Source organism: Staphylococcus sp. ACRSN, from assembly GCF_022346615.1.
Taxonomy (GTDB): Bacteria; Bacillota; Bacilli; order Staphylococcales; family Staphylococcaceae; genus Staphylococcus.
Window position 1 is genome coordinate 172,368 of record NZ_JAKRNS010000004.1, and the last position, 14,848, is coordinate 187,215.

Consider the following 14,848-nt stretch of genomic DNA (forward strand, 5'->3'; position numbering starts at 1 on the left):
CTACTATCTACAACTTATTTTAAGGACATTTTAAAATTTAAAAATCTTTCATTGTATTCACTTAATGCTTCTTTCCCTAAATCTTTATAAACTTCTAACTTAGATTGCGTTTCTTTTGTAGGATAAAAACGTTTATCATCACTTATTTCTGAAGGTAATGCTTTTCTAGCAGCTTTATTTGGCGTTGCATAACCAACCCATTCCGTATTTTGTTTATTATTGCGCTCATCTAATAAGAAATTCATAAACTTATACGCCCCTGCTTTATTTTGTGATGTTTTAGGGATAACCATGTTATCAAACCATAAATTCGAGCCTTCTTTTGGTACAACATAATCATAATCACTATTTTCTTGTACAATCGGTGCCGCAACGCCACTCCAAACAACAGCTATATTTGCTTCATGTTGTTCAAGCATCATTGTAACTTCATCACCTACCACACCTTTAATATTTGGACCTAGTTTTGTTAAATTCTGTTCTGCTTCTCTTAGGTGACCTTTTTTAGTGTCATTTAAACTATATCCTAATTTGTTAAGGGATAATCCTATAATTTCTCTTGCTCCATCTACAAGTAGAATATCATCTTTATATTGTTTATTATATAAACTTTGCCAAGATTCAAAAGAATCATTAGGATATGCATTTTTATTATATAAAATACCGACAGTACCAAAAAAGTAAGGTATTGAATATTTATTTCCTCTATCATATGGCATGTTCATATAATCTGGATCTAAATTCTTCATATTTGGAATCTTGCTATGATTCAATGGTAATAATAAATTTTCACTTTTCATTTTCTCTATTGTATAGTCACTTGGAAATGCGACATCATAGTGTGTGCCGCCATTTCGAATCTTAGCTTCCATTGCCTCATTTGAATCAAATGTTTCATATACGACTTCAATACCTGTTTCTTTTTGGAATTTTTTTATTAAACTTGGATCAATATATTCTCCCCAGTTATAAACATAAATCTTGTCACCACTTTTAGAATGTTCTTTCGCAGTAAATTTATGACTTATAAACAAACAAATTAAGCCGATGACAATAGAAACTAGAATGAGTTGTAAAAATCGTTTCATCGCTCTATCCCTCGCTTCACTTGTCCTCTATGTTTGAACATATTTCGAATTATATAATAGCCAAGTACGCCTAATATAATTACTACAAATAGAATTGTGGATATTGCATTAATTTCCATACTAATACCTTTCCTAGCCATAGCATAAACTTCTACCGATAATACACTGAAACCATTACCAGTTACAAAGAAACTAACTGTGAAATCATCCAATGAATAAGTTAAAGCCATAAAAAAGCCACCAATAATAGCTGGCATTAATTGAGGCAACATGACCTTATTCATAATTTGCAATTCACTTGCACCTAAATCTCTTGCAGCATCTAGTGTATGATGGTTCATTTCATATAATTTTGGTAACACGATAATCACAACGATTGGTATACAAAAGGCAATATGAGATATCAATACAGTTGTAAAACCTAATCCTAACCCTGTGACATGACCGATTGCTGTAAACATAATTAAAAATGATGCACCAATAACTACATCTGAAGAAACCATCAACACATTATTTAACGTTAATAGCGATACACGTATTTTTTTATTTTTTAAATGATAAAGTGCAATCGCACCCATTGTTCCAATGACCGTTGCTATGGATGCTGCTAATAAGGCAACTGCTATGGTATTAAAAATGACAGCCATTAAACGATCATCTTGAAATAAGTCTCGATAATTATCAAGTGTGAAACCTTCGAAATGGATCATATTACCTGCATCATTAAATGAATAAACCATTAAAAATAGTATCGGAAGATATAACAGTGCAGTTAATATTAAAATATATAATTTACCATACCATTTCATTTGATTCACCCTTTTCCATTAGTCGATTTAGTATTTGTAATGATAAGTACGATTGCCATAAATACAATAAGGCATAAAGCAATTGTTGATCCTAAACCATAATTTTGTATAACTAAAAATTGTTCTTCTATGGCCGTACCTATATTAATTACTTTATTACCAGCAATAAGTCGTGTAATCATAAATAGCGATAGTGCTGGAATAAACGTAACTTGTATCCCCGTGAGAACTCCCTGCTTTGTTAAGGGAATAATCACTTTTCTAAAAGTTGTAAATGCATTGGCACCTAAATCTGTAGATGCTTGTAAAATATTGTTAGGGATATCTTTCATACTATTGAAAATTGGTAAAATCATAAATGGAATGTAAATATAACTTGCAACAATTAAAAAGGCCGGCGTTGTAAACAATAAATCTGTTTTTGGTATATGTAGCATCGCCAACAATTGATTGATAATACCATCATGACTGAATATCCCAATAAATGCATAGGTCTTTAGAAGTAAATTAATCCAAGTTGGAATAATTAAAATAAGTAGCCATAGATTTTGAAATTTTGAAGCTCTGATAAAATATGCTGCTGGATAACTTATCAACAAAGTAATTACAGTAATCGCTGCAGCATAAAGGATTGAATCCCAAATCATTTTAAAATAAGTTGTTGAAAATATTTTTTTATAATTTTCAAAGCTAAAATGGCCATGTAAATCAAAAAACGAAAAATAAATTAATAGCATTACTGGAACGATAATAAAAAGTATCATCCATAATATATAAGGCACGAATAGAAATTTATTAATTTGTTTCATTTTCATGCTCCTCATAACTTTCAATACGTTTATCAAATTCAGCTTCAGTTTCCCCAGGAACCATAATATGAATTGCTTCCGGATCAAAATAAAGACCTACTTTACTTCCGATTTCAGCTTTTTTTGTAGAATGTATCATCCATTCATATCCTTTACGGTCAATACAATTAATTTCATAATGAACGCCTCTAAATAACATTGTATCTACTGTAACTTCAAATAATCCCTCTTCTGCCGCTATTAGCGAAATATCTTCGGGTCTAATTACAACTTCAACATTTTCGCCTTCCTTAATACCCATATCCACACAGTCAAAATCTTGTCCATAGATATTAACAACATAATCTCGGACCATTTTTCCTCTGACAATATTTGATTCACCAATAAAATCTGCTACGAAACGATTTACAGGTTCATCATAAATATCTGTAGGTGTCCCAAACTGTTGTATTTTACCCTCTTTCATAACAAAAATATAATCACTGAGTGCCAGTGCTTCCTCTTGATCATGAGTAACAAATATAAAAGTAATACCTAAACGTGATTGTAATTCTCTTAACTCATACTGCATTTCAGTTCTTAATTTCAAATCAAGTGCTGACAATGATTCATCTAATAATAGAATTTCAGGTTCATTCACAATAGCGCGTGCTATAGCGACACGTTGCTTCTGTCCACCACTCATTTCTTCAATATAACGATTTTCATAGCCTGATAACTTTACAAGTGCCAATGCTTCTTTAACTTTCTGTTTAATTGCTTGTTGATTCATCTTCTTCAACTTTAGACCAAAAGCAATATTATCATACACATTTAAGTGTGGAAATAATGCGTAGTCTTGAAAAACTGTATTCACTTTACGTTTATTTGCAGGTAAATTGTTAATTACAGTATCTTTATATACTATTTCACCTTGGTCAGTTTGTTCAAAACCTGCTACTAATTTCAATATTGTCGTTTTTCCACATCCCGAAGGACCTAACAATGTATAAAAATGTCCTGGTTCAATATCCAGATCAATTTCGTCTAAAACATTGATTCCATCATAAGATTTAGTTACAGATTTAAATGATAATATTGGTTTCATAATTTTTGTCCTCCTTATAAATAAGACGCAGTGGCTACGACCATTACACGCGCTTCTGACATCGTTGGGTTAAATAATTTATGTATTTGATTTGCTTTAAAATAAAGCGCATCACCTTTAGTTGCATGAAAAGTTTTATCTCCTAACATTAAAGAAATCTCACCTTTCAAACAATATATAAATGTATCAGATGGTGAGGGTTTAAAATTTTTATATGAACTACTTCCCTTAAGTGTGAGTATTAAGGGTTCCATTTCAAATTCATTAGAACGCGTAACTGGCCAAGTCAACAAGTAACCTTTGTCATACTCATCATATGTTTTTTGTTCAGCTTTTTTATATAATACTTTTTCATCATTATTATCTTGAAAAAATTGACCAGGCAGTGTACCTAAAACTTCCAATATATTTAAAAAAGATTCCATACTAGGTGAAGCATGACCACTTTCAATTTGTGAAATATATCCTTTAGATAAGTCAGTACGTTCAGCTAATTCTTCTTGAGTTAAATTTTTTATGCGCCTTAAATCTTTTAATTTTTTACCGATTTCCATTATGTCACCTAATTTAAATTTAATATAATCTGTAGTTTGCAATCTCAAGTTATTTAAAAACGTAGAAATTAAAAAATGCTATACTCTGTTTACTTTTATCAAACATTTTGTTTAATGCTTAATAAAAATATCAGAATATAGCAAGCATGACAATAGTTATTTGTCATTTGCACTAAAATATTTTTTATCAGATCCATTTTGTACTGTTTTTACTGCTTGATAGCTATTATAGCCACTATTTTTTTCGAATTCTTTGAATATTTGCTTCTCTTCAGCTTTTGCGGGCACAATACTTTTAAATGCCTTATATCTATTTAGAAGTAATTCACCATCCACTTTCGTTTCATAAAAGGCTTCAATAGCATTAAAAAAGGCTACTACTTCCATCATTTCCTCATTGGTCCAATCTAAATCTATAGGATATTGATATTCCATAAAAATATACCTCTCTTAAATTATTATATTTTTGTAGTTAACATAAATATATCTTAATTAAAAAAAGGCCACTAGTTTGCACCAGTGGCCATTATTAAAACAATTGTGTTAAATCACAATTCATATATTACATAGTGTGGATTGGGAATCCGATAGCTTTTTCAGCTGCTTCCATAGACATTTCACCTAAAGTTGGGTGAGCATGTACAGTTAATGCTAAATCTTCAGCATTCATACCAGCTTCAATTGCTAAACCTAACTCTGAAATAATATCAGAAGCGCCAGTACCAACTACTTGTGCACCTACTAATGTATTATCTTCTTTAAGTGTTAATAATTTAACAAAACCAGTAGTATCATCTAATGATAAAGCACGACCGTTAGCAGCATATGGGAATTTAGAAGCTTTAACTTCTAAACCTTCTTCTTTTGCTTGTGCTTCAGTGTAACCAACTTGTGCAAGTTCTGGTTCAGTGAAACAAACAGCAGGCATACCGATGTAGTCTACTTCTGAAGCTTCACCAGCAATTGCTTCTGCTGCTACTTTAGCTTCATAGCTTGCTTTATGTGCTAATGGTAAACCAGGTACAATATCGCCAATTGCAAAGATATTTTCAGCAGATGTACGGCTTTGTTTATCTACTTCTAATAATCCACGATCAGCAAATTTAAGACCAAGTTCTTCTAAACCTAACTCATCAGTATTTGGACGACGACCAACTGTCACTAATACATAGTCAGCATCGATTGATTGTTCTTCGCCTTTAACTTCATAAGTTACTTTAACGCCATTATCAGTTTCTTCAGCAGATTTAGCCATTGCTTCAGTTACGATTTCAACGCCTTTATCTTTCATACCTTTTTTAACAGGTTGAGTCATTTGTTTTTCGAATCCACCTAAGATATCTTTTGCACCTTCTAAAATTGTTACTTCTGAACCAAAGTTAGCAAAAGCAGTACCTAATTCAGAACCGATATAACCGCCACCGACAACAACTAATTTACCAGGAACTTCTTGTAAATTTAATGCGCCAGTTGAATCGATTACGCGGCTACCAAATTTGAAGTTAGGGATTTCAATTGGTCTAGAACCAGTTGCAATAATCGCATTTTTAAAGTTATAAGTTTGAGCACTTTTTTCGTCCATAACACGTAAGCTGTTATTGTCTACAAAATATGCTTCACCTTTAACGATTTCTACTTTATTACCTTTTAATAATCCTTCAACACCACCAGTTAATTTCTTAACTACTGATTGTTTGAATTCTTGGACTTTATCAAATTTTAATGAAACACTTTCAGCAATTACCCCTAAATTTTCTGAGTGTTTTGTTTCATCATAGCGATGAGATGCGTGTAATAAAGCTTTTGAAGGAATACATCCAACGTTAAGACATACGCCACCTAGTTCGCCTTTTTCTACGATTGTTACTTTTTGACCTAGTTGCGCTGCACGAATTGCTGCAACGTAACCTCCAGGTCCTGCTCCAACTACAATAGTATCTGTTTCAATTGGGAAATCTCCTACTACCATGTTTTACCCCTCCATTAATAATAATTCTGGATTATTTAATAAACGTTTGATGTGGTTCATAGCGTTTTGTCCAGTTGCACCATCAATTTGTCTATGGTCGAAACTTAATGATAATGACAATACTGGTGCTGCTACTATTTCACCATCTTTAACGATTGGTTTTTGAGCAATACGGCCAATACCTAAGATTGCAACTTCAGGATGGTTGATAACTGGTGTGAACCATTGGCCACCTGCTGAACCAATATTACTGATTGTACAAGTTGCGCCTTTCATTTCATCAGAAGTTAATTTACCATCACGTGCTTTAACAGCTAATTCATTAATTTCATCTGAAATTGAGAATATTGATTTACGGTCAGCATTTTTAACAACAGGAACTAATAGACCTCTATCAGTATCAGCTGCGATACCAATGTTCCAGTAATGTTTGTGTACGATTTCTCCAGCTTCTTCGTTAAATGAAGTATTAAGCGCTGGATATTTTTTAAGTGCTGAAACTAAAGCTTTTACAACATAAGGTAAGAACGTTAATTTAGTACCTTGTTCAGCTGCAACTTCTTTAAATTTCTTACGGTGATCCCATAATTCTTGAACATCAATTTCATCCATTAATGTTACGTGTGGCGCAGTATGTTTAGAGTTAACCATCGCCTTAGCAATCGCTTTACGCATTGCAGGGATTTTTTCTGTAGTTTCTGGGAACTCACCTTCAGTAGCAACTGGTGCTGATTCTGTAGCACTTGTAGTTTCTTCTGCTTGAGGTGTTGCTGCGCTTTCGTTAGAAGCTGCTGGTTGTCCACCATTTAAGTAAGCATCAATGTCTTCTTTAGTTGTGCGGCCATTTTTACCAGTAGCTGCTACAGCTTTAATGTTAACACCGTTATCACGTGCATATTTACGAACTGAAGGCATCGCTTTAACACGTTTACTTTCGTCTACATCTGCATCGTCAGTAGCAACTGGTGCTTCTTCTTTTGCACTTTCTTCAGCAGCAGGTGCTTCTTCACTTGAAGAATCATCACTTTCACTACCTTTAAATTGCATATCTTCTGCATCAGGTGCATCAATTTTAACAATTGTATCACCTACAACTGCAACTGTACCTTCGTCTACTAGTACTTCTTCGACTGTACCTGAAACAGGAGATGGAATTTCTACGACTGATTTGTCATTTTGGACTTCAGCTAATACATCGTCTTCTTCAATCTGATCTCCAGCTTTTACAAACCACTTTACAATTTCACCTTCGTGGATACCTTCACCAATATCTGGTAATTTAAATTCAAATGCCACGTTATTTCCTCCTAAAAATTCATATTAAGTCAAAATAAGAAAATGAGCGAAAGACATATATGTCAAAACCTCATGCTGTTTTTTATATAAACTTGAAATGAAGTAGGACATAGCATTCGCTAAAATCCCACTTCTCCAAGGTTATAATTAAAATTCTAATGTTTCTTTTGCTTTTTCAACGATATCATTTTTGTTTGGTAACCAAACATTTTCAGCTTGTGTAAATGGATATACAGTATCAGCTGCAGCAACACGTGCGATTGGTGCTTCTAATGAAAGAATAGCACGTTCAGCAAGTTCAGATGCTACAGTAGCACCAACACCAGCTTGACGTTGAGCTTCTTGAACGATTACAACGCGTCCAGTTTTTTCAACTGAAGCTACTAATGTTTCGATGTCGATTGGTTGTACAGTTCTTAAATCAATCACTTCAACTGAATAACCATCTTTTTCAAGTTCTTCAGCAGCTTTTAATGATTCTTGAACCATAGCGCCATATGAGATAAGTGTAATATCTGTACCTTCTTGTTTTACACTTGCTTTACCAATTTCAATTGTATACTCTTCTTCAGGAACTTCTTCACGGAAAGAACGGTATAATTTCATGTGCTCTAAATATACAACTGGGTCATTACTTCTAATTGCAGAAATTAATAAACCTTTAGCGTCATATGGGTTTGATGGAATTACAACATGTAAACCTGGAGATTGTGCTAAGATTCCTTCCAAGTTATCAGCATGTAATTCTGGTGTATGTACACCACCACCAAATGGAGCGCGGATTGTTACTGGTGCTTGTTTTGAGTTACCTGAACGGAAACGTGTACGTGCAATTTGACCTGCAACTGAGTCGAATACTTCAAATACGAATCCTAAGAATTGGATTTCCATTACTGGACGGTAACCTTCTGTAGTTAAACCTAAGGCTAAACCACCGATACCAGATTCTGCTAATGGTGTATCGAATACACGATCTTCACCGAATTCTTTTTGTAAGCCTTCAGTTACACGGAAAACACCACCATTAACACCCACGTCTTCACCGAAAAGTAAAACATTTTCATCGTTTTGTAATTCAGTTTTAAGCGCGTTGTTAATTGCTTGAACCATTGTCATTTGTGCCATTGGTTACTTCGACTCCTTCTCTTTATAGATTTCATATTGCTCTTGTAAATGTTGAGGCATTTCATCGTACATAATTTCCATCAAGTCAGTAACTGATTGTTTTTCAGTATTATCTGCTTCTTTAATAGCAGTTTTAATTTCTGCTTTTGCACGTTCGATGACTTCATTTTCTTTTTCTTCAGTCCATAAACCTTTATTTTCAAGGAATTTTCTGTAACGTACTAATGGATCTTTTTTCTCCCACTCAGAGTCTTCATCTGAAGTTCTGTATTTAGTAGGATCATCCCCAGCCATTGTATGTGGACCATAACGGTATGTCATAGTTTCAATTAATGTAGGACCTTCACCATTTACTGCACGATCACGTGCTTCTTTAGTTGCTTGATATACAGCTAATGCATCCATACCATCAACTTGTATACCTGGAATACCTACAGAAATTGCTTTTTGAGCCAATGTAGTAGCAGCTGTTTGCTTACTACGTGGTGTAGAAATTGCATAGTTATTATTTTGAATTACAAAAATAGCAGGTGCTTTGTAAGCAGAAGCAAAGTTAATACCTTCATAGAAATCACCTTGAGATGAACCACCGTCACCTGTGTAAGTAATTGCTACAGCTTGTTTTCCACGTTTTTTCATACCTAATGCAACACCAGCAGTTTGTACATATTGCGCACCGATAATGATTTGTGGACTTAACGCATTAACTCCTTCAGGCATTCTATTCCCTTTAAAGTGTCCTCTTGAGAATAAGAAAGCTTCAGTTAAAGGTAAACCGTGCCATATTAATTGAGGTACATCACGGTATCCCGGTAAAATAAAGTCTTCTTTCTCTAAAGCATATTGTGAAGCTAATTGTGAAGCTTCTTGTCCAGCAGTTGGTGCATAGAAACCTAATCTACCTTGTCTGTTTAATGAGATAGAACGTTGGTCAAGAATACGTGTCCATACCATTCTCTCCATTAGTTCAACGAGTTGTTCATCAGTTAAATCCGGTAATAAGTCGTTATTAACAACATTACCATCTTCATCCAAAATCTGGATCATTTCAAATTGAGACTCAGTATCTTTTAATACTTTCTCTGCATCGAATTGGGCTTGTAATTTCGGAGCCATTCAATTCACCATACCTTTCCCGTATAATAGAAATTCATTTTATCCTCTAGTATTGTATCACAAAACTGTTACACTGTTAAACATTTTAAAAAAGTTCTGTAGTACTTAAAATGAGTACAGTTTTAGAACTGTATCAATCTTAAACACAACTCTGTATTAGTCCTTATTTTCTATGAAATCAAGTGTGGCACGCTATAGATGTAAGCGCAACCATTAACCTTAGTATATCCTTTTATAGTGAAAATTCAAAACCATTCCTTTTAATTAACTTATACTATCAACTTGTTGTTTTTCATCTTTAACTTTCTGCATAGTTTCAGAATATTTTTTAAATGCTTTATTCATATCTTTGTATGCTTTAGAAACTTCTTTTGATTTCTTATCTATTTCTGACTGTTCTACATTGTCACCTGATGTATATTTAAACATTGCTTTTTCTTTATCTAATACATTGTCATAAGCTTCAGCATAATTTTTATGTGCTTTATATTTTTCAAGCTGTGCTTTATCATATTTTTTTACCATTTTTTGTTTTTGTTTATTTTCAATATTCTCTATATGTTTTTGCCCTTTTTTATATTGCTGTTCTGATTTGTCATAAGCATCTTCTTCTTTTTTAAATGTTTCTTTTCTCTCTTCAACATTATCAACAATTTTTTTAGAGGTTTTTTGAACTTCTTTTTGGTCTTTACCGCTGACACTTTTAACAAGTTTTTGTTTTTCTTGTTCTAGGCTGTTAATTTTTTTGCCTACCGAATTAACTACACTTTCTGTATCATTTGCCTTTTCAACTTGCTCATTATAATTTTTTATTTCTCCTCTATCCGTAGTACAACCTGCCATTAATATCGTTGAAGCAAGTAATACACTAACACCATGTTTTAATTTCATATTATGAAATCCTCCTTTATGTGTGTGTTATGTTATATAATATTATATAACAATTCAAATTTATCACTGTATTTTAACTATTAAACTTTGGTATATTTTATATTAAGGAAGGTGTATGAACAAATGTTAACAATGAAAGATATTATCAGAGATGGGCATCCCACTCTAAGAGAAAAAGCACAAGACGTTGAAATCCCTCTATCAGATGAAGATCGAGAAACGTTAAAATCTATGCGCGAATTTTTAATTAACAGTCAAGATGAAGAAATCGCAAATAAATATGGTTTACGTTCAGGAGTTGGTTTAGCAGCACCACAAATCAATATCTCAAAAAGAATGATTGCCGTTTACTTACCAGATGACGGTGAAGGCAGAAGTTATGATCTTATGTTAGTTAACCCTAAAATAGCAAGTCATAGCATACAAGAAGCATATTTACCAACTGGTGAGGGGTGCCTCAGTGTCGACGAAAATATCCCTGGATTAGTTCATCGTAAAAATAGAATAACAGTTAAAGCAAAAGACATCGATGGTAATGACGTGCAAATGCGTTTGAAAGGCTATCCAGCAATTATTTTACAACATGAAATTGATCATTTGAATGGCGTTATGTTTTATGACTATATTGATAGCGATAATCCATTAAAACCACATAATGAGGCTATAGAAGTTTAAACTTATTTCATTTATTTCATTATAAGCTAAACTATGAGACAGGCTAAAACATTAATAATGTTTTAGCCTGTCTCATATCATTTTATTATCATATTTATGCCAAAGTCATTAATCTCTTTATTTTCATCCAAATTGAAATTCAATAATTATTCAATCAAAGATTTCCTAATAAACTTGTATGCTTAAATTACTACTTGAAAAGTACGTAACTACATGAAATCATCTCTTCGTTCGTTGAAAGTAACTTCAATTTTTTGCAATCCTTCTTTCAACTGATTTAATTCTTGAATATCAATAAATTCTGGGTCGTGATTATGTTTTACATAATATTGATTACCATTAATATTATCGACAATCTCACTATAATTAAAAAACATCAATACTTGTTCAGCTCTTATTTCAAAAGTAATACCTTGAAATATCTTATCCGTTCTCTTTTTTTCATTTTTAACATCTTCAATAATTCTGGTTACTTGTTCCATTTCAATCACCTTCACCTAATTTTCAAACTCATAATTCAAATTTTACTTTCCTTATTATATGTATATATACATTATTATCATAAATAAAAATGATGACCTACTCAAGTTTTTAGTAAATTAATTTAAAATTTTCAGAAAACTTTTCACCTTATTCATACGTCTAAGCCTTCATTTCGATTAAAATAAGCATTAGTCCTTAATAATATTAGCAGAATACAAGACAAAACTGCTTTATTTATTCAACTACATCATGTAAAATGAGATATAACTGAAAATATAAATTTATTTGTATTTTTCAAAATGAACGATAATTAAAATAATCCATAATCTTTTAGCAAAAATTGCATTTGATTCAACTTATGTTTAGTAAAGAAGCTATTTTTTTCTTAATATATTATCAATTTAAATATATTAGTTTGCTATCGGTGACTAAATATGAGGGATTATTTACTATAAAACATTTAATTTAAGAAATAGAATCTTAGGAGGAACTATATAATGGCAGTATTTAAAGTATTTTTTCAACACGACAAAGATGAAGTAATTGTGCGTGAATCTACACAAACAATTTATGTTGAGGCAGAAACAGAAGAACAAGTTAGAAGATATTTAAAAGAACGTAATTTCAACATCGAATTTATCACAAAATTAGAGGGCGCACATTTAGAATATGAAAAACAATCAGATCATTTCAATGTGGAGAAAGCTGAATAATGAAGCAAATCCATAAAAATGAAGTTGCGGTATACGCGCTTGGTGGCCTAGGTGAAATTGGTAAAAACACTTATGCCGTGGAATATCAAGATGAAATTGTAATTATCGATGCTGGAATTAAATTCCCAGACGATAACCTTTTAGGTATCGATTATGTCATTCCTGATATTACTTATTTAGAACAGAATCAAGACAAGATTGTCGGTCTGTTTATTACACACGGTCATGAAGATCATATAGGTGGTGTGCCCTACCTACTTAAACAAATCAATGTACCTATTTATGGTGGCCCATTAGCCTTAGGCTTAATCAGAAATAAATTAGAAGAACATCATTTATTGAGAACTACTGAACTCATTGAAATTGATGAAAGCAGTGTGATTAAATCTAAGCATTTTGAAGTGTCATTCTATTTAACAACACACAGTATTCCTGAAGCCTATGGTGTAATCGTAAACACACCAGAAGGTAATATCGTTCATACTGGTGATTTTAAGTTTGACTTCACACCTGTAGGAGAACCAGCAAACATTGCTAAAATGGCGAAACTTGGTGAACAAGGTGTACTTTGTTTGTTATCAGACTCTACAAACTCTTTAGTTCCTGACTTTACATTAAGCGAAAGAGAAGTAGGACAAAATGTAGAAAAGATTTTCCGAAATTGTACTGGCCGAATTATCTTTGCAACTTTCGCCTCTAATATTTATCGCGTACAGCAAGCAGTTGAAGCTGCGATTAAATACAATAGAAAGATTGTTACTTTTGGTCGATCTATGGAAAATAATATAAAAATTGGTATGGAACTTGGATATATTAAAGCTCCGCCAGAGACATTTGTTGAACCAAATAAAATAAATAGCATCCCTAAACACGAACTATTAATTTTATGTACTGGTTCTCAAGGTGAGCCAATGGCAGCTCTTTCTAGAATTGCAAATGGTACACATAAGCAAATCAAAATCATTCCAGATGATACAGTAGTATTTAGTTCTTCGCCTATTCCAGGTAATACAAAGAGCATTAATCGTACAATTAATGCGCTATATAGAGCAGGCGCAGAAGTAATTCATAATAAAGTTTCAAATATCCATACATCTGGGCACGGTTCTCAAGGTGATCAACAATTAATGTTACGCTTGATTCGACCTAAATTTTTCTTACCTATTCATGGTGAATATCGTATGTTAAAAGCACATGGTCAAACAGGTATAGACTGTGGTGTTGACCCTGATAATGTATTTATATTTGAAATAGGTGATGTCTTAGCATTAACAAAAGATTCTGCACGTAAAGCTGGTAGAATTCCTTCAGGAAATGTACTTGTTGATGGTAGCGGTATTGGAGATATCGGTAATGTTGTAATCAGAGACCGTAAACTATTATCTGAAGAAGGATTAGTGATTGTTGTAGTCAGTATCGATTTCAATACAAATACTTTACATTCAGGTCCTGATATTATTTCACGTGGTTTTGTATATATGCGTGAATCTGGACAATTAATTTATGATGCACAGCGTCGAATTAAAACAGATGTAATTTCAAAATTAAATCAAAACCCTGAAATCCAATGGCATCAAATTAAATCTTCAATAATTGAAACATTACAACCCTATTTGTATGATAAAACAGCACGTAAACCGATGATTTTACCTGTTATTATGAAGGTTAATGAAGATGGACAAACACCACCACCTGCTAAACCAAAGACGAAAAGTAATAAACCTAACAAGAATAGCGCTTCAAAAGTTAATACTAAACCGTCTCAAGATAAGCAGGCAGCAAAATCACCTAAACAACCTAGACCAACCAAGAAACCAAGAAATACAAAAAAACCGAATAGCAATAAACAAGAAGTACAAGAAACATCTAAGAGTGAAGAAAAATAAAATTCAAAAGTTAAGTACATGAGTGTCTAAACATAAATAAAGAGAGCTAATTCAAAATTTGAATTAGCTCTCTTTATTTTAAACATCGATATAATATTCTTATATAGAAAATATAAAGTCTTTTTGCATTAAATTAATTGTGAAGTTTTTAGCGAGACGCCTAATTCTGAGAAAACAAATAGAGTAGATAATCATGGTTGAGACGACTGTCTAGACTATCTAATAAAGCAATCCAACAATACGAAGTATAGTAATAAAACAAACCCGTAAATGGATATAAAATCGCATTTACGGGTTTGTTTCTATGATTTATGTCCCTAACTTCGCTTTTGTTAGTTTAATCAACA

15 protein-coding genes are annotated in these 14,848 nt (G+C 32.6%); 3 read left to right on the forward strand and 12 right to left on the reverse strand.

The genetic code is table 11. The features are described from left to right. Positions 1 to 14 precede the first annotated feature (14 nt). The 11 genes from MHZ36_RS05705 to MHZ36_RS05755 form a co-directional block, all read right to left on the reverse strand. The gene (locus MHZ36_RS05705) at positions 15 to 1,088 is read right to left on the reverse strand and encodes an ABC transporter substrate-binding protein (protein WP_239230202.1); all 1,074 of its coding nucleotides are present in this window, start codon (positions 1,086 to 1,088) and stop codon (positions 15 to 17) included. After that, on the reverse strand, positions 1,085 to 1,897 hold the full coding sequence (locus MHZ36_RS05710) for an ABC transporter permease (protein ID WP_239230204.1): 813 nt from the start codon (positions 1,895 to 1,897) through the stop codon (positions 1,085 to 1,087). Before MHZ36_RS05710 ends, MHZ36_RS05705 begins: the two co-directional genes overlap by 4 nt. A 5-nt stretch (positions 1,898 to 1,902) precedes the next feature. Continuing rightward, positions 1,903 to 2,706, reverse strand: coding sequence for an ABC transporter permease (locus MHZ36_RS05715; protein WP_239230206.1), 804 nt, complete (start codon positions 2,704 to 2,706; stop codon positions 1,903 to 1,905). Continuing rightward, the gene (locus tag MHZ36_RS05720) at positions 2,693 to 3,793 is read right to left on the reverse strand and encodes an ABC transporter ATP-binding protein (RefSeq protein WP_239230208.1); all 1,101 of its coding nucleotides are present in this window, start codon (positions 3,791 to 3,793) and stop codon (positions 2,693 to 2,695) included. The genes MHZ36_RS05715 and MHZ36_RS05720 overlap by 14 nt, the downstream gene beginning before the upstream one ends. Positions 3,794 to 3,807: 14 nt before the next feature. Beyond that, positions 3,808 to 4,347 (reverse strand): helix-turn-helix domain-containing protein, encoded by a 540-nt coding sequence (locus MHZ36_RS05725; protein WP_239230210.1) that lies wholly within the window; start codon positions 4,345 to 4,347, stop codon positions 3,808 to 3,810. A gap of 156 nt (positions 4,348 to 4,503) precedes the next feature. Continuing rightward, positions 4,504 to 4,782: a UPF0223 family protein gene (locus tag MHZ36_RS05730; RefSeq protein WP_239230211.1), complete on the reverse strand. Its 279-nt coding sequence runs from the start codon at positions 4,780 to 4,782 to the stop codon at positions 4,504 to 4,506. A 127-nt stretch (positions 4,783 to 4,909) separates the two neighbouring features. Further along, entirely contained in the window at positions 4,910 to 6,316 is a 1,407-nt protein-coding gene (lpdA, locus tag MHZ36_RS05735) for a dihydrolipoyl dehydrogenase (protein WP_239230212.1), read from the reverse strand. Positions 6,317 to 6,319: 3 nt separating this feature from the next. After that, a complete protein-coding gene (locus tag MHZ36_RS05740; protein WP_239230213.1) occupies positions 6,320 to 7,612 on the reverse strand; it encodes a dihydrolipoamide acetyltransferase family protein in 1,293 nt (430 codons plus the stop codon). A gap of 147 nt (positions 7,613 to 7,759) precedes the next feature. After that, positions 7,760 to 8,737 (reverse strand): alpha-ketoacid dehydrogenase subunit beta, encoded by a 978-nt coding sequence (locus tag MHZ36_RS05745; protein WP_239230214.1) that lies wholly within the window; start codon positions 8,735 to 8,737, stop codon positions 7,760 to 7,762. 3 nt (positions 8,738 to 8,740) lie between these two features. Then, positions 8,741 to 9,853, reverse strand: coding sequence for a pyruvate dehydrogenase (acetyl-transferring) E1 component subunit alpha (pdhA, locus tag MHZ36_RS05750; protein WP_239230215.1), 1,113 nt, complete (start codon positions 9,851 to 9,853; stop codon positions 8,741 to 8,743). A gap of 264 nt (positions 9,854 to 10,117) precedes the next feature. Next, positions 10,118 to 10,744 carry a YkyA family protein gene (locus MHZ36_RS05755; protein WP_239230216.1) on the reverse strand — a complete coding sequence of 209 codons (627 nt, stop codon included), beginning with the start codon at positions 10,742 to 10,744 and terminating at the stop codon, positions 10,118 to 10,120. A 123-nt stretch (positions 10,745 to 10,867) separates the two neighbouring features. Here MHZ36_RS05755 and def point away from each other — a divergent pair, with 123 nt between their 5' ends. Continuing rightward, positions 10,868 to 11,419: a peptide deformylase gene (gene def / locus MHZ36_RS05760; protein ID WP_239230217.1), complete on the forward strand. Its 552-nt coding sequence runs from the start codon at positions 10,868 to 10,870 to the stop codon at positions 11,417 to 11,419. A 209-nt stretch (positions 11,420 to 11,628) separates the two neighbouring features. On the opposite strand, the gene MHZ36_RS05765 is transcribed toward def, so the two are convergent. Further along, entirely contained in the window at positions 11,629 to 11,901 is a 273-nt protein-coding gene (locus tag MHZ36_RS05765; protein WP_239230218.1) for a hypothetical protein, read from the reverse strand. 498 nt (positions 11,902 to 12,399) lie between these two features. On the opposite strand from MHZ36_RS05765, the gene MHZ36_RS05770 reads away from it, so the two are divergent. Then, on the forward strand, positions 12,400 to 12,615 hold the full coding sequence (locus MHZ36_RS05770; protein ID WP_239230219.1) for a DNA-dependent RNA polymerase subunit epsilon: 216 nt from the start codon (positions 12,400 to 12,402) through the stop codon (positions 12,613 to 12,615). After that, positions 12,615 to 14,501: a ribonuclease J1 gene (rnjA, locus tag MHZ36_RS05775; protein WP_239230221.1), complete on the forward strand. Its 1,887-nt coding sequence runs from the start codon at positions 12,615 to 12,617 to the stop codon at positions 14,499 to 14,501. Before MHZ36_RS05770 ends, rnjA begins: the two co-directional genes overlap by 1 nt. Positions 14,502 to 14,848: the final 347 nt, after the last annotated feature.

Bases quoted from the DNA above. Each gene is read 5' to 3' on its own strand.
- MHZ36_RS05730 (WP_239230211.1), bottom strand. From the start codon at position 4,782: ATGGAATATCAATATCCTATAGATTTAGATTGGACCAATGAGGAAATG.
- def (WP_239230217.1), top strand. From the start codon at position 10,868: ATGTTAACAATGAAAGATATTATCAGAGATGGGCATCCCACTCTAAGA.
- lpdA (WP_239230212.1), bottom strand. From the start codon at position 6,316: ATGGTAGTAGGAGATTTCCCAATTGAAACAGATACTATTGTAGTTGGA.
- MHZ36_RS05710 (WP_239230204.1), bottom strand. From the start codon at position 1,897: ATGAAATGGTATGGTAAATTATATATTTTAATATTAACTGCACTGTTA.
- rnjA (WP_239230221.1), top strand. From the start codon at position 12,615: ATGAAGCAAATCCATAAAAATGAAGTTGCGGTATACGCGCTTGGTGGC.
- MHZ36_RS05715 (WP_239230206.1), bottom strand. From the start codon at position 2,706: ATGAAACAAATTAATAAATTTCTATTCGTGCCTTATATATTATGGATG.
- MHZ36_RS05765 (WP_239230218.1), bottom strand. From the start codon at position 11,901: ATGGAACAAGTAACCAGAATTATTGAAGATGTTAAAAATGAAAAAAAG.
- MHZ36_RS05705 (WP_239230202.1), bottom strand. From the start codon at position 1,088: ATGAAACGATTTTTACAACTCATTCTAGTTTCTATTGTCATCGGCTTA.
- MHZ36_RS05755 (WP_239230216.1), bottom strand. From the start codon at position 10,744: ATGAAATTAAAACATGGTGTTAGTGTATTACTTGCTTCAACGATATTA.
- MHZ36_RS05770 (WP_239230219.1), top strand. From the start codon at position 12,400: ATGGCAGTATTTAAAGTATTTTTTCAACACGACAAAGATGAAGTAATT.
- pdhA (WP_239230215.1), bottom strand. From the start codon at position 9,853: ATGGCTCCGAAATTACAAGCCCAATTCGATGCAGAGAAAGTATTAAAA.
- MHZ36_RS05720 (WP_239230208.1), bottom strand. From the start codon at position 3,793: ATGAAACCAATATTATCATTTAAATCTGTAACTAAATCTTATGATGGA.
- MHZ36_RS05745 (WP_239230214.1), bottom strand. From the start codon at position 8,737: ATGGCACAAATGACAATGGTTCAAGCAATTAACAACGCGCTTAAAACT.
- MHZ36_RS05725 (WP_239230210.1), bottom strand. From the start codon at position 4,347: ATGGAAATCGGTAAAAAATTAAAAGATTTAAGGCGCATAAAAAATTTA.